16 protein-coding genes are annotated in these 13482 nt (G+C 70.2%); 8 read left to right on the top strand and 8 right to left on the bottom strand.

The features are described from left to right. Nucleotides 1–158: 158 nt before the first annotated feature. Nucleotides 159–1382 carry an NADP-dependent malic enzyme gene (locus ACGFT2_RS13725; protein ID WP_393277367.1) on the bottom strand — a complete coding sequence of 408 codons (1224 nt, stop codon included), beginning with the start codon at nucleotides 1380–1382 and terminating at the stop codon, nucleotides 159–161. A 575-nt stretch (nucleotides 1383–1957) separates the two neighbouring features. Here ACGFT2_RS13725 and ACGFT2_RS13720 point away from each other — a divergent pair. From ACGFT2_RS13720 to ACGFT2_RS13710, 3 genes are read left to right on the top strand one after another with little or no spacing between them, the layout of a single operon-like run. After that, on the top strand, nucleotides 1958–2917 hold the full coding sequence (locus tag ACGFT2_RS13720; protein WP_393277364.1) for an ABC transporter substrate-binding protein: 960 nt from the start codon (nucleotides 1958–1960) through the stop codon (nucleotides 2915–2917). Between the two features lie 33 nt (nucleotides 2918–2950). Beyond that, entirely contained in the window at nucleotides 2951–3880 is a 930-nt protein-coding gene (locus ACGFT2_RS13715) for an amino acid ABC transporter permease (protein ID WP_393277361.1), read from the top strand. Next, nucleotides 3877–4674: an amino acid ABC transporter ATP-binding protein gene (locus tag ACGFT2_RS13710; RefSeq protein WP_393277358.1), complete on the top strand. Its 798-nt coding sequence runs from the start codon at nucleotides 3877–3879 to the stop codon at nucleotides 4672–4674. Before ACGFT2_RS13715 ends, ACGFT2_RS13710 begins: the two co-directional genes overlap by 4 nt. 74 nt (nucleotides 4675–4748) lie before the next feature. Here ACGFT2_RS13710 and ACGFT2_RS13705 read toward each other — a convergent pair whose 3' ends face one another. Further along, nucleotides 4749–5507, bottom strand: coding sequence for a class I SAM-dependent methyltransferase (locus ACGFT2_RS13705; protein ID WP_393277354.1), 759 nt, complete (start codon nucleotides 5505–5507; stop codon nucleotides 4749–4751). 99 nt (nucleotides 5508–5606) lie between these two features. Between ACGFT2_RS13705 and ACGFT2_RS13700 the strand changes: the two genes are divergently transcribed. Next, nucleotides 5607–6236 (top strand): CGNR zinc finger domain-containing protein, encoded by a 630-nt coding sequence (locus ACGFT2_RS13700; RefSeq protein ID WP_393277351.1) that lies wholly within the window; start codon nucleotides 5607–5609, stop codon nucleotides 6234–6236. Here ACGFT2_RS13700 and sodX read toward each other — a convergent pair. Next, nucleotides 6140–6574: a nickel-type superoxide dismutase maturation protease gene (sodX, locus tag ACGFT2_RS13695; RefSeq protein WP_393277348.1), complete on the bottom strand. Its 435-nt coding sequence runs from the start codon at nucleotides 6572–6574 to the stop codon at nucleotides 6140–6142. The two genes, ACGFT2_RS13700 and sodX, sit on opposite strands and share 97 nt — an antisense overlap. A gap of 144 nt (nucleotides 6575–6718) precedes the next feature. On the opposite strand from sodX, the gene sodN reads away from it, so the two are divergent. From sodN to ACGFT2_RS13680, 3 genes are all read left to right on the top strand, one after another. Further along, entirely contained in the window at nucleotides 6719–7114 is a 396-nt protein-coding gene (sodN, locus tag ACGFT2_RS13690) for a superoxide dismutase, Ni (RefSeq protein WP_143627044.1), read from the top strand. Between the two features lie 134 nt (nucleotides 7115–7248). Next, on the top strand, nucleotides 7249–7650 hold the full coding sequence (locus tag ACGFT2_RS13685; protein ID WP_353601084.1) for a helix-turn-helix transcriptional regulator: 402 nt from the start codon (nucleotides 7249–7251) through the stop codon (nucleotides 7648–7650). A 71-nt stretch (nucleotides 7651–7721) separates the two neighbouring features. Then, entirely contained in the window at nucleotides 7722–8138 is a 417-nt protein-coding gene (locus tag ACGFT2_RS13680) for a VOC family protein (protein ID WP_393277343.1), read from the top strand. A gap of 46 nt (nucleotides 8139–8184) precedes the next feature. On the opposite strand, the gene ACGFT2_RS13675 is transcribed toward ACGFT2_RS13680, so the two are convergent. The 5 genes from ACGFT2_RS13675 to ACGFT2_RS13655 all read right to left on the bottom strand — a co-directional run bounded on the left by ACGFT2_RS13675 (nucleotide 8185) and on the right by ACGFT2_RS13655 (nucleotide 12448). Then, on the bottom strand, nucleotides 8185–8517 hold the full coding sequence (locus ACGFT2_RS13675; protein WP_393277340.1) for a DUF952 domain-containing protein: 333 nt from the start codon (nucleotides 8515–8517) through the stop codon (nucleotides 8185–8187). 28 nt (nucleotides 8518–8545) lie between these two features. After that, the gene (locus tag ACGFT2_RS13670) at nucleotides 8546–8758 is read right to left on the bottom strand and encodes a hypothetical protein (protein WP_393277337.1); all 213 of its coding nucleotides are present in this window, start codon (nucleotides 8756–8758) and stop codon (nucleotides 8546–8548) included. Nucleotides 8759–8803: 45 nt separating this feature from the next. After that, on the bottom strand, nucleotides 8804–9388 hold the full coding sequence (locus ACGFT2_RS13665; RefSeq protein WP_393277334.1) for a dihydrofolate reductase family protein: 585 nt from the start codon (nucleotides 9386–9388) through the stop codon (nucleotides 8804–8806). 392 nt (nucleotides 9389–9780) lie between these two features. Then, nucleotides 9781–10929, bottom strand: a complete 1149-nt coding sequence (locus ACGFT2_RS13660) for a family 2 encapsulin nanocompartment cargo protein polyprenyl transferase (RefSeq protein ID WP_393277331.1) — start codon at nucleotides 10927–10929, stop codon at nucleotides 9781–9783. A gap of 112 nt (nucleotides 10930–11041) precedes the next feature. Then, nucleotides 11042–12448, bottom strand: a complete 1407-nt coding sequence (locus ACGFT2_RS13655) for a family 2B encapsulin nanocompartment shell protein (RefSeq protein WP_393277328.1) — start codon at nucleotides 12446–12448, stop codon at nucleotides 11042–11044. A 285-nt stretch (nucleotides 12449–12733) separates the two neighbouring features. Between ACGFT2_RS13655 and ACGFT2_RS13650 the strand changes: the two genes are divergently transcribed. Beyond that, entirely contained in the window at nucleotides 12734–13327 is a 594-nt protein-coding gene (locus ACGFT2_RS13650) for an N-acetylmuramoyl-L-alanine amidase (RefSeq protein ID WP_393277325.1), read from the top strand. Nucleotides 13328–13482 lie beyond the last annotated feature (155 nt).

Here is a 13482-nt window from a genome sequence, read left to right as displayed (position 1 = left end):
CCTCTTGCGCGACGGCACCCGTGCGGCGCAGCCGCGCCCCGAACGGCCCGCACCGATGGGCCGGAAACAGCCCGAAAACGCTCCGGAACCACCCGACCGGCGGCCGGAGGGGGCAAAAAAACGGCCCCGTCCGGTCGGACGGGGCCGTTCGGCGTACGTCAGCGACGCGCCACGCCCTCGGCGCGGGCGGCCGCAGCCACCGCCGAGGTCACGGCGGGAGCGACCCGCTCGTCGAACGGTGACGGGATCACGTAGTCGGCGGCGAGATCGTCACCGACCACCGCGGCCAGCGCCTCCGCCGCGGCGATCTTCATCCCCTCGGTGATCCGCGTGGCCCGCACCTGCAGCGCGCCCGCGAAGATCCCGGGGAAGGCCAGCACGTTGTTGATCTGGTTCGGGAAGTCCGAGCGCCCGGTGGCGACGACCGCCGCGTACTTGTGCGCGACGTCCGGGTGCACCTCGGGGTTCGGGTTGGCCATCGCGAAGACGAAGGCGCCCTCCGCCATGGAGGCCACGGCCTCCTCCGCGACCGTACCGCCGGAGACGCCGATGAAGACGTCCGCGCCCGCGAGGGCGTCCTCCAGCGAGCCGGTGAGGCCGGCCTTGTTGGTGAAGGAGGCCAGCTCGCGCTTGACCGGCGTCAGGTCCGCGCGGCCGGCCGACACGACGCCCTTGCGGTCCGCCACGGCCACGTCGCCGATGCCGGCCTCGATCAGCATCTTGGCGATGGCCACGCCGGCCGCGCCGGCGCCCGAGATGACGGCCCGCAGCTGCCCGATCTCGCGGCCGCTGAGCCGCGCCGCGTTCCGCAGCGCCGCGAGCGTCACGACGGCCGTACCGTGCTGGTCGTCGTGGAAGACCGGGATGTCCAGGCGCTCCTGCAGCCGGCGCTCGATCTCGAAGCACCGGGGGGCCGAGATGTCCTCCAGGTTCACTCCGCCGAAGGAGGGAGCGAGCCGGACCACGGTCTCGATGATGTCGTCCACGTCGGTGCAGTCGAGCGCGATCGGCACCGCGTCGACGCCACCGAACTGCTTGAACAGGATCGCCTTGCCCTCCATCACCGGGAGGGAGGCATGGGGACCGATGTCCCCGAGTCCGAGCACGGCGGTGCCGTCGGTCACGACGGCGACCACCGAGGACTTCCACGTGTAGTCGTTGACCAGCTCCGGCTGCTCAGCGATCGCGGTGCACACGCGCGCGACGCCGGGCGTGTACGCCAGGGAAAGGTCGTCCTTGTCGCGGACCGGCACGGTGGCCTGCACGGCCATCTTGCCGCCGCGGTGCAACGCGAACGCCGGGTCGAAGGAATCGAGGGGCTCGGCCCCGCCGTCCTGGTCCGTACCGCCGTCGCTGCGAGGATTGACGATCTCCGCTGCCACTTTGTATTACCCCTTAGCTATGCATGGTTTGAGGGTCGACCACTCCTGGTGAGGGGTGGGCGGGCACCGCGCACGGCTCGATTGCGGATACGTACGAGCACATACGCGACGGGCGCGCCGCACACGCGCCCTGAGCCCCGGATGAGGGGTGTAAAGAACCTTCTTACCGGACGGACGGCGCTCACGACGAGTCCAATAGGTGCAAGGTCACATCTGGGGACCAGGAGGCCACACGGGGATGACACGGGGCTGACACGAGCACGACACGGTTGTGACTCACCGGTAACCGGGCCATGTTGCACAGCACGTACAACTGTCGACCACATCGTGAGACGGCCCGAAGATTCTCCGGCCGGAGAGGGGAATTTCCGCAGATCTGCGGCCCTGAAGTCCCGTACCCACAGGACCTGACGCAACACGGGGGTCACCCGTTATCCGATTTTGACATATCGAGTCGCCTGATTGGCGCAGTCCGAATGGCAGGATGCCGTAAACCCACGAGGTCGCGACACCCGATGGTGTGTGCTGTCGTCGACCCAACGGCATCTCCACTCCCTTCCGCCGGAGGAACCACCATGACCGCAAGCTCCACCCGTCGTACGACCGCTCGCACCCGGACTGCCGCGGTCGGTGCGATCGCGGTCGCCGGCGCCCTGATCCTCACCGGGTGCGGTGACCAGACGGACAAGGGCAACGACGCCGGCACCGGCTCGTCGGCCGGCGCCGCACCGCTCGCCGGCAAGCTCCCCGCGGACATCAAGAAGGCCGGTGTCATCAAGGTCGGCTCCGACATCGCGTACCCGCCGGTCGAGTACATGCAGGGCGGCAAGGCCGTCGGCATCGACCCGGACATCGCGGAGGCCCTCGGCAAGCAGCTGGGCGTGAGGTTCGACTTCCAGAACGGCAAGTTCGACCAGCTCATCGTGGGTCTGCAGAGCGGCCGGGCCAAGGCGATCATGTCGGCGATGAACGACACCAAGGACCGCCAGAACGGCATCGACTCGGACTCCGGCAAGAAGGTCGGCAACGGCGTCGACTTCGTCGACTACTTCACCGCCGGCACCTCGATCCTCGTCCAGAAGGGCAACCCCAAGGGCATCACCACCCTGGACGACCTGTGCGGCAAGGTCGTGGCGCTGCAGCGCGGCACCACCTCTGAGGGCATCGCCAAGGCACAGAACACGAAGTGCAAGAAGGACGGCAAGCAGGCGATCGACCTGCAGACCTTCGACACCGACCCCGAGGCACTGCTCCGGCTGAAGCAGGGTGCGTCGGTCGCCGACCTGAACGACTTCCCCGTCGCGGCCTACAACGCCAAGACCTCCGGCGGCGGCAAGGACTTCGAGGTGGTCGGCGAGCAGATCGAGGCCGGCCCGTACGGCATCGCGATCAGCAAGGGCGACACCCAGCTGCGCGACGCGATCCAGGCCGCCATGGACGCGATCATCAAGAACGGCGAGTACAAGAAGATCCTCGAGAAGTGGAACGTCACCCAGGGCGGGGTCACCGAGGCGAAGATCAACGGCGGCTCTTGATGCAGCCTCGAGCAATCCTGAAGGGCTGTCACTGTGACTGACACGGTCGACAAGACTCCGGCGCCGTCGGTGCCGCCGGAGCAGATCAAGGCCATACCCGTTCGCCACTACGGCCGCTGGGTCGCGGGCGCGGCCGTCATCGCCGTCCTGGTGCTGATCGGCCTCGCCTTCTCGAACGCGAACATCAACTACGACATCATCCCGGACTACCTCACCGACGGGACGATCCTGTCCGGCGTCTGGCACACGCTGTACATCTCGGTGCTCGCGATGGTCCTGGGTCTCGCCCTCGGCATCGTCCTCGCCGTGATGCGGATGTCCTCGAACCCGGTCACCAGCACCGTCGCCTGGCTGTACATCTGGCTCTTCCGCGGCACTCCGGTGCTGGTCCAGCTGCTGCTCTGGTACAACATCTCGCTCATCTTCCCCATCCTCAACCTGGGGTTCTACAAAGACGAGATGAACCAGGTGATGACCCCGTTCCTGGCGGCTCTGCTGGGTCTCGGTCTGAACGAGGCGGCGTACATGTCGGAGATCGTCCGGGCCGGCATCCAGTCGGTGGACGAGGGACAGACCGAGGCCGCGCACGCGCTGGGCATGACCCAGGGCCGGACGCTGCGGCGCGTGATCCTGCCGCAGGCGATGCGGGTCATCGTGCCGCCGACCGGCAACGAGTTCATCAACATGCTGAAGACGTCCTCGCTCGCCTACTCGGTGCAGTTCCCCGAACTCCTCAAACGCTCCACGGACATCTCCAGTACCTCGCTGGCGGTCGTGGAGATGTACTTCGTGGCCTCCATCTGGTACCTGATCCTGACCACGATCTTCAGCATCGGCCAGTACTACCTGGAGCGCCGTTACGCCCGCGGCTCGACGCGCAGCCTGCCGCCGACGCCGTTCCAGCGTCTGAAGAAGAACCTCCGTCTGTTCGGTTCGTTCCGTCGCCCGGAGGTGGCCCGATGAGCAGTCTCAGCAAGGACATCGCCCCGAGCGGCGGCGGACCGATGGTCAAGGCCGAGGGCGTGCACAAGTCCTTCGGGCTGGCGCACATCCTCAAGGGCATCGACCTGGAGGTGAACCCGCGCGAGGTGTTCTGCCTGATCGGCCCGTCCGGCTCCGGCAAGTCCACCTTCCTGCGGTGCATCAACCACCTGGAGAAGATCAGCGCCGGCCGGCTGTACGTCGACGGCGACCTGGTCGGCTACCGGCAGAAGGGCGACAAGCTCCACGAGCTGAAGGAGCGGGAGGTCGCGGCGCAGCGGCGGGACATCGGCATGGTGTTCCAGCGCTTCAACCTCTTCCCGCACATGACGGCCCTGGAGAACGTCATGGAGGCGCCGGTCCAGGTCAAGCACGAGACCCGGGCGGTCGCCCGGGAGCGGGCCGAGCGCCTGCTGGACCGGGTCGGCCTCGGCCCGCGCAAGGGCCACTACCCCGCGCAGCTGTCCGGCGGACAGCAGCAGCGTGTCGCCATCGCCCGTGCGCTGGCGATGCAGCCGAAGCTGATGCTCTTCGACGAGCCGACCTCGGCGCTCGACCCGGAGCTGGTCGGCGAGGTGCTCGACGTGATGCGGGACCTGGCCGAGGACGGCATGACGATGATCGTCGTCACGCACGAGATGGGCTTCGCGCGTGAGGTCGGCGACTCGCTGGTGTTCATGGACGACGGTGTGGTGGTCGAGTCCGGTCACCCGCGCGAGGTCCTGACCAACCCGCAGCACGACAGGACCAAGTCGTTCCTGTCGAAGGTCCTCTGACCACCGGGGATTAGTGAAGGCCGGGGCGGAGGGGAGTCCCCCTTCCGCCCCGGCCTTCGCTCACGTTCGGGGCCCTACTTGAGCGCCAGCAGCAAGGTGTCCGACGGGGAACACCACACCGGCCGGGCCTCCCCGAACCCCTGCTCCCTGAGCGTCCTCGCATGCCACGCCGGCGACGGCATGTCCCCGTCCGCGTGCTCGCCGTAGATCTCGAAACGGCGGGCGGTCGGCCCGGCGAGGACGGGGTCCTGGGCCGCCACCCGCCACCACTCGGCCCAGTCCAGGGCGCCGTCCCGCCTGGCCTGGTCCATACAGGCGTGGCGCTGGGCGCGCTCGGCCTCGTTGATCCGGGGCGTCGTCTCGTCGATCATGTGGTCCGCGTTCATGAAGACACCGCCGTCGCGGACGAGTTCCGCGACCTGACCGTAGAGGGCCGTGAGGGGTTCGCTGTGCAGCCAGTGCAGGGCCGTGGCGGTCAGGACGGCGTCGTAGGAGTCGTACGGCAGCTTCGCCGGCCACTCGGGGTCCTTCAGGTCGGCGGTGACGAAGGAGACCCGGTCGTCGCCCTCGAAGGTGCCGCGCGCGATGGCGAGCAGGGCCGGATCCAGGTCGACGCCGGTGCTGGTGGCCTGGGGGAACCGGGCGAGGAGCCGGGCGGTGATGCTGCCGGTGCCACAGGCCAGGTCGAGGACGCGCGGCGCGGGGCCGACGAGCGCCTCGACCATGTCGAGCATGATCCGGAAGCGCTCCTCGCGATCCGGCATGTACCACTCCTGCTGCCGGTCCCAGCTTTCCTGCCAGGCCGCCCAGTCGGTTCCCGTACTCGTGGTCATGGAACCTCTCTCCCCTCGTCGCGCGTAATACCCTGGATAGACGACCGGCTGTTACCCGACCGCAGACATGACCATAGAGCGCGCCCGTAAGGACTACAAGTGCAACTGGCCTATTACTCGGATTACGCCGTCCGCCTCGTCAACAGCGAGGAACCGGTCCGGGGCAAGGACTCGCTGACCTCGGTCGAGGCCGTCCGCGACCTCTTCGGGGCCAACGCGTCGGCGGCCCGCCGCGCCACCGACGGCGACGTCACCCGCTTCCGCTCGGTCCGGGCCCGGCTGCGCGCGGTCTTCGAAGCGGCCGACAAGGGCGACGAGACCCTCGCCGTGGACCTGCTGAACTCACTGCTGCTGGAGTTCCCGGTGAGCCCGCAGATCTCCGGGCACGACCACCGCGACGAGGACGACCGCCCCCTGTGGCACATGCACCTGGCCGACCACCCGTCCAACGCCACCGCGGGCTTCGCGGCGATCGCGGCGATGGGCCTGGCCTTCCATCTGACCGAGTACGGCGTGGACCGGCTCGGCCTGTGCGAGGCGTCCCCGTGCCGCAACGCCTACCTCGACACCTCCACCAACCGCTCCCGCCGCTACTGCTCCGACCGCTGCGCGACCCGCGCCAACGTGGCCGCCTACCGGGCCCGCAAGCGCCTGGAGGCCGACCGGTCGGAGAACAGCGGCCGCGCGGCCGAGAGCGCCCAGCGCGCCAGCGTCAGCGGCGAGCGCTGACCGGCGGGCCGGGGCCGGTACCTGAACCGCGCCTTGCCCAGCACGAGTTCGTCCGGCACGACCCCGTAGTCGGTGCTGTCCCCACCCGCGTACGGGTTGTCCCCGAGCACCCACCAGCCGCCCTCGCGCCGCTCCACGGCCCGCTTGACGACCAGCAGGTCCTGCTGGAACGGATGGCGCAGGACCACCACGTCCCCCGGCCGGACGACCGCCCCGTACTGCAGCAGCAGCCGGTCGCCGTGCTGGAGCGTGGGCGCCATCGACGGGCCCGTGACCTCGGCCAGCCCCAAGGGCGCGGCGGCCCTCCCCCGCTCGGTGTCCTGCGACGGCTCCGGCATCCCGGCACCTCCCCGGTCCGTTCCTCCACCAGTCTCAGTCTGACCCTGGACTTTTGTCCTAAGCCCTAGGGGGCACCCGAGAAATCACCTTGCTCAGGGAGTAATGTCGCACCTGAGAAGACGATCACGAGGAAGGAATGCTCCATGCTTTCCCGCCTGTTTGCCCCCAAGGTCAAGGTCAGCGCCCACTGCGACCTGCCCTGCGGCGTGTACGACCCGGCCCAGGCCCGCATCGAGGCGGAGTCGGTCAAGGCTGTCCAGGAAAAGATGGCCGGCAACGACGACCCCCACTTCCAGACGCGTGCCACCGTCATCAAGGAGCAGCGCGCGGAGCTCGCCAAGCACCACGTCTCCGTGCTCTGGAGCGACTACTTCAAGCCCCCGCACTTCGAGAAGTACCCCGAGCTGCACCAGCTGGTGAACGACACCCTGAAGGCCCTCTCGGCCGCCAAGGCGTCCACCGACCCGGCGACGGGCCAGAAGGCGCTGGACTACATCGCCCAGATCGACAAGATCTTCTGGGAGACCAAGAAGGCCTGATCTTCGATCCTGCTTTCGGCCCGCGGTTTCCTTGACCGCACGGTCTCCCGGTCCGCACCCGGTCCGCAGTGCGCCGAACACGGCGTCCACAGCGGGCCGGGTGCGGTCTTGCGGTCGTGTGCGAGGCTGGGGCGATGACCGTCCTGGAGGACCTCAGACGGCTGCGCCGCGTGCGCGACCGTATGGACCGCGACTACGCCGAGCCGCTCGACATGACCGAGCTGGCCCGCGACGCCCTGATGTCCGCCGGCCACTTCCAGCGCAGCTTCCGCAAGGCCTTCGGCGAGACGCCGTACAGCTACCTGATGACCCGCCGGATCGAGCGGGCCAAGGCACTGCTGCGCCGGGGCGACCTCACCGTGACCGAGGTGTGCATCGCCGTCGGCTGCACCTCGCTGGGCTCCTTCAGCTCCCGCTTCACCGAGCTGGTCGGCGAGACGCCGAGCGCCTACCGGGCCCGTGACCACGAGCCGAGCGCGGTGATCCCGAGCTGCGTGGCCCGTACGTTCACCCGCCCGCGCCGCCGGCCGTACTGACACCCGTCCGCCACCGACCGTACCGAACCGATCTTCGCGCGGTGCGGCGCGAAGCGGCCTACCGTGGCCCCATGGACGTGAAACTCAAGCAGTGCTTCATCGCGGTGGACGACCACGACAAGGCGCTGGCCTTCTACCGGGATGTGCTCGGCCTGGAGGTCCGCAACGACGTGGGCTTCGAGGGCATGCGGTGGGTGACGATGGGCTCGCCGCTCCAGCCGGACGTGGAGATCGTGCTGGAGCCGCCCGGCGCGAACCCGGACGCCTCCCCGGCCGACCGGCAGGCGATGGCGGAACTGCTCGCGAAGGGCATGCTGCGCGGCGTCATCTTCACCACCGAGGACTGCGACGCGCTCTTCGACCGGGTGCGGGAGTCCGGGGCGGACGTGCTGCAGGAGCCGACGGACCAGCCGTACGGGGTGCGGGACTGCGCCTTCCGCGATCCGGCGGGCAACCAGCTGAGGTTCCTGCAGCGGCCCGCGCGGTGACACCCGCCGCCCGCCCGGAGCCCGGGGTGGGCCTCCCTGTGGCCCGTCAGCCCCAGGGCTCCACGTCCACCACGGCGCCGACCGGCACCGGCCCGTACACGTGCGGGAACTCCTCTCCGCCCGGCTGCACCGCCTCGTACCTCACCGGGACTCCGACCCGGGCCGGGTCGACGACCAGGACGACCAGTTCGTCCGGGCCGGCGTAGTCGCCGTAGAGGAGGTCCGCGATGCGCGGGAGCTGGTCACGGGTGGAGAAGTGGATGAAGCCCTCCTCGTCGAGCGTGCGACCACGGGTGGACATCTCGTAGGTGCCGCGTTCGCGGGCGGCCTCCCACAGGGCGCGTTCGGTGACGTGGAAGATGCGGGGCAGTTTCGGCATGCACCCACGCTACGGCCGTGTCCCGCACTCACTTCCCGGCGGGTTCCCCGGGCTGTCGCCGCGCGGGGGGCTCGGCGGGCGGCGTGGCGGCGACGTCGGTGCCCGTACCGGCCGCGCAGTCGGGATTGCCGCATGGGGCCGGGCCCCAGACCGGCACCCAGGCGCCCAGGGTCTTGTGCCGCCGTACGACGGTTGCGACGGGCTGTCCGCAGACGGGACAGACGGATTCCTCCCTGTCCATGTCCTCAGGGTAGAGCGCTCCCGGACTCGGTGCTCCCCGGCAGACTCAGCGCTTCCTCGTGCAGGTCCGCACGACGACCCCGTTCGCGAAGACGCGCACCTCGTCGAGGGTGAACTCCTTGATGTCGAGCCCGGTGGCGAACATCGGCATGCCCGTGCCGTAGACGAGCGGGTAGGACTTGATGACGAGTTCGTCGATCTCGTCCAGCAGTTCTCCGGCGACCCGCGATCCGCCGCACAGGTAGATGCCCGCGCCGCCCTCCTCGGCCTTGAGGGCGCGGACCCGGCCGGCCAGGTCGTCGGCGATGATCTCGACGGCCGGGTCGGGCGACTCCCCCAGGCGGCGGGAGGCGACGTATTGCCGCAGGTGACCGTAGGGGCTGGTGATGCCCTCGTCGAGAGCCACCTGGTAGCTGGCCCGGCCCTGGACGACGGTGTCGAACCGCTTGTTCTCCATTCCACCGATGCCGAGTTGCTCCCGGACGTGCGTGGGCAGCGTCTCCGGGAACTCCGCCGTGAGGAACTGGATGTACTCCTCGTCCAGGAAGCGGTGCATCGCCGTGGCGTCGCCGTGCTCGTCGCCGATGAAGCCGTCGAGCGAACAGGCGATGAAGTACGTGAGCTTGCGCAAGCTGGTCCCTCTATGTGAAGGTTCGGCGCGGCCGATTGACCACTCCGTCTGTAGTGCTTCATTTGTAGTACTCCCATGGAGGTGACCGCAAGGGATTTCGGCGCACACGGCGGCGGGCCCCGCACGCGGTGAAGACGTGCGGGGCCCGGCCGGTCGAAGCGCCCGGTGAGCGCTGGTGCCCGAGAACAAGTGCCCGGTGAGCACGAGTACCCGGTGGGCACGGGTGTCCGAGGAGCACGAGTACCCGGTGGGCACGAGTGTCCGAGGAGCACGAGTACCCGGTGAGCACGAGTGTCCGAGGAGCGCGTGCGGTCAGCAGCCGTGCGGCCCCGGGGACTTCGACGTTTCGGCCGGCGGCTCTGCCCGGCTGCCGGGGGCGGGGGCGGTGGTGCTCAGCCGCTGCGCCGGGTCACGAACTCGGCGAGCGCCAGCAGACCACCAGCGGCCTCGGGGGCGGGGACCGCGCGGGCCAGTTCCTGCACGGCGCGGGCCATCCGGTCGGCCGCCTCGGCCTGTGCCCAGTCCCGGCCGCCGGCCCGCTCCACGGCCTGTGCGGTGCGGGCGATCTCCCCGGCGGCTTCCGCGTCCTCCGCCGCGTACGGCTTCCCGTACAGCTCGGCGAGTTCGGCCGCCGCCGGAGTGCCGGAGGTGAGCGCCGCCACCACGGGCAGCGACTTCTTGCGGGCCGCGAGATCCGCGCCGACCGGCTTGCCGGTCTGCCGCGAGTCGCCCCATATGCCGATGACGTCGTCGATCAGCTGGAAGGCGAGCCCGGCCTGCCGGCCGAAGCCGTCCATCGCGCTCACCTCCTCCTCCCCGGCGCCCGCGTAGAGCGCGCCGATGGCGCAGGCGCAGCCCAGCAGCGCGCCGGTCTTCGCCTCGGCCATGACGAGCACCTCGTCGAGGGTGACCTCCTCGGGGGCACGGCGTTCCAGGCCCGTGTCGGTGTGCTGGCCCTCGCACAGTTCCACGACGCACGCCGTGAGCCGGGCCAGGGCCGGGACGGCGGCCGGATGCGCGTCCCCGGCGAGCAGCCCCAGGGCGAGTGCCTGCAGGGCGTCCCCGGCGAGGATCGCGTCCGGGACACCGAACACGGTCCACACCGTGGGCCGGTGCCGCCGGGAGGTGTCCCGGTCCATCACGTCGTCGTGCAGCAGGGTGAAGTTGTGGACCAGTTCCACCGCGGCTGCCGCCCGGACGGCCGCCACCCGGGCCGCTGGGCCACCGAGCGCGGCGGCCGCCGCGAGGACGAGCGCCGGCCGTATCGCCTTGCCGGCGTTGCCCGCCGCCGCGGTGCCGTCCGCGTGCTGCCAGCCGAAGTGGTGGAGCGCCGCCCGGCGCATGGTGCCGGGCAGCGACTCCACGGCCGCGCGCAACGCCGGGTCGACCAGGGCACGGGTGCCCTCCAGCAGTGCCGCCGCCTCCTGCCCGTCGGGCGGGCCGGCGGCACCGTCGCCGGCCCGCCCCCGTGGCACCCCCGGCGTGCCGGCCGGCGGCACGCCGGGGGCACGCTGTTCGGTCTCCGTCATGTACTCGGCCATGCCTTCCCCTCGCCGGACCCGCGGGCACCGGCGGCGCCGGCCCGGCCGGACGCGTGTCCCGAGGGTGCCCCCGCCCCGGTGGGCGGGGACGCTGCCGTGACGTGCGGAAACGTCACCTCCACCGGCCGATCTCGACGTTCTCCAGCACGCCGAGCGCGTCCGGCACCAGGACGGCCGCCGAGTAGTAGGCCGTCACCAGGTAGTTGATGATGGCCTGTTCGTTGATGCCCATGAACCGGACGGAGAGGCTCGGCTCGATCTCGTCCGGGATACCGGACTGCCTGAGGCCGATGACGCCCTGCTCCGCCTCGCCGGTACGCATGGCGATGATGGAGGTCGTACGGGCCTCGCTGATCGGGATCTTGTTGCACGGGTAGATCGGCACACCGCGCCAGGTGGGGATGCGGTTGCCGGCCATGTCGACCGTCTCCGGGACCAGGCCCCGCTTGTTCAGCTCGCGTCCGATCGCGGCGATGGCGCGCGGGTGGGCCAGGAGCAGCTTGGTGCCCCGCCGGCGGCTGAGCAGCTCGTCCAGGTCGTCCGGGCCGGGTACGCCGTCGTGCGGCTGGATCCGCTGGTCGTACTCGCAGTTGTTGAGAAGGCCGAACTCGCGGTTGTTGACCAGCTCGTGCTCCTGGCGCTCCTTGAGCGCCTCGACCGTGAGCCGCAGCTGCTGCTCGGTCTGGTTCATCGGCTGGTTGTACAGGTCGGCCACGCGCGAGTGGATGCGCAGCACGGTCTGGGCGATGCTCAGTTCGTACTCGCGGGGCCGGGACTCGTAGTCCACGAAGGTGTGCGGGATGTCGGGCTCGCCGGAGTGGCCGGCGGCCAGGGCGACTTCCTTCTCCCCGTACTTGTTCGTCTGCTGCTCGGGGACGGCGCGCACCTGCTCGAGGTGGTCCCGCAGCGAGTCGGAGCGCTCCGCCACCTGCTCGAAGTCCTGCCGGCTGAGGATCAGCACCGTGGTCGCGGTGTCCGCGCGGACGGTGTACTCCCAGATGGCGTCCGGGTCGACCAGCGACTGCTCGCCGAAGTAGGCGCCGTCGGCGAGCACGCCGAGGACCGCGTCGTCGCCGTAGGGACCCGTGCCGACCTTCTCCACCCGTCCGTGGGCGAGCAGGTACACCTCGTCGGTCTGGTTGCCGAAGTCGGCGATCACCTGACCCGGCGCGAATTCGTGCTGCCGGCACCGCCGGGCCAGCTCCGCCAGCACCTCCTCGTCCTCGTACGACCGCAGAGCCGGCAGCTCGCCCAGTTCGGCCGGGATGACCTCCACCTGGTCCCCGGTCTTCACGAAGGTGATGCGGCCGTCACCGACGGCGTACGTCAGGCGCCGGTTCACCCGGTACGTGCCGCCCTGGACGTCCACCCAGGGGAGCGTACGCAGCAGCCAGCGGGAGCTGATCTCCTGCATCTGCGGAACGGACTTGGTGGTGGTGGCCAGGTTCCGCGCCGCCGCCGTCCCGAGGGACTGCTGCGGCTTGCCCTGCTCCGTGCGGACCTCTTCGCCTACCGACATAAGGAAACGCCCTCCCATGTATGCCCGGCGCCGAATCGCACACCGGTCTCGCGGACAAGGCTTCCATCACGCAACGTGCGCCCGCCATTACCCGAAAGAGCGGGAATGGATCATCACACGAGTGGGCAGTAAGAGGGATCCCGTCCACATGGCACCCCGTGCCCCCTCTGTCCGGATCGGCTCGCACAGCGTGCGAACGATGTGGCCGGACACGTCCGGTTTCGGTAGAAAGCTGCGGTACGAGCGGGCCGCGACCGGCGGCCACCGGGCACGAAGGAGTCGGTCATGGCCCCACCCATGTCCGCGAGCGCATTTCTGGACACGCTGAGGGCGGAGGGCGGCACGGTCGTCGAGGTCGGCGACTGGCAGCACCACAACCGCAACCACAAGGGCCCCTGGGGCCCCGTGCACGGCGTGATGATCCATCACACGGTGACGCACGGCAGCGAGCGCACGGTGGAGATCTGCCGCGACGGTCACGCGTCGCTGCCCGGACCGCTCTGCCACGGGGTGATCACCAAGGACGGCACGGTCCACCTGGTCGGATACGGCCGCACCAACCACGCCGGCCTGGGCGACGACGAGGTACTGCGGGCGGTCATCGCCGAGAAGGGGCTGCCGGCGGACAACGAGGCGAACACCGACGGCAACCGGTACTTCTACGGCTTCGAGTGCGAGAACCTGGGGGACGGCGAGGACCCCTGGCCCGCGGAGCAGCTGGAAGCTATCGTGCGGGCCGCGGCCGCGGTGTGCCGGCGGCACGACTGGACGGAACGGTCGGTCATCGGCCACCGGGAGTGGCAGCCGGGGAAGGTGGATCCGCGAGGGTTCACGATGGCCTGGCTGCGCGACCGCGTGGCGGAACGCCTCAAGGGGTAGCGACGCGAGACGACCCCTCGGGGCAGCGCGGGGGACGGTCCCTCAGGGCGGCACGCGGCGGTCCCGCCGGCCGGCGCGCGGGCGGGCGGGCGGGCCCACGGGACAGCGCGGGGTGGCCCCCCCCCCGGGGTGGTCCGCGGGTGGTCCCTCGGGGC

Source organism: Streptomyces sp. NPDC048514, from assembly GCF_043199955.1.
Taxonomy (GTDB): Bacteria; Actinomycetota; Actinomycetes; order Streptomycetales; family Streptomycetaceae; genus Streptomyces.
The sequence above is the reverse complement of the archived record's forward strand: the minus strand, read 5'-3'. Positions and strand labels throughout refer to the sequence as shown.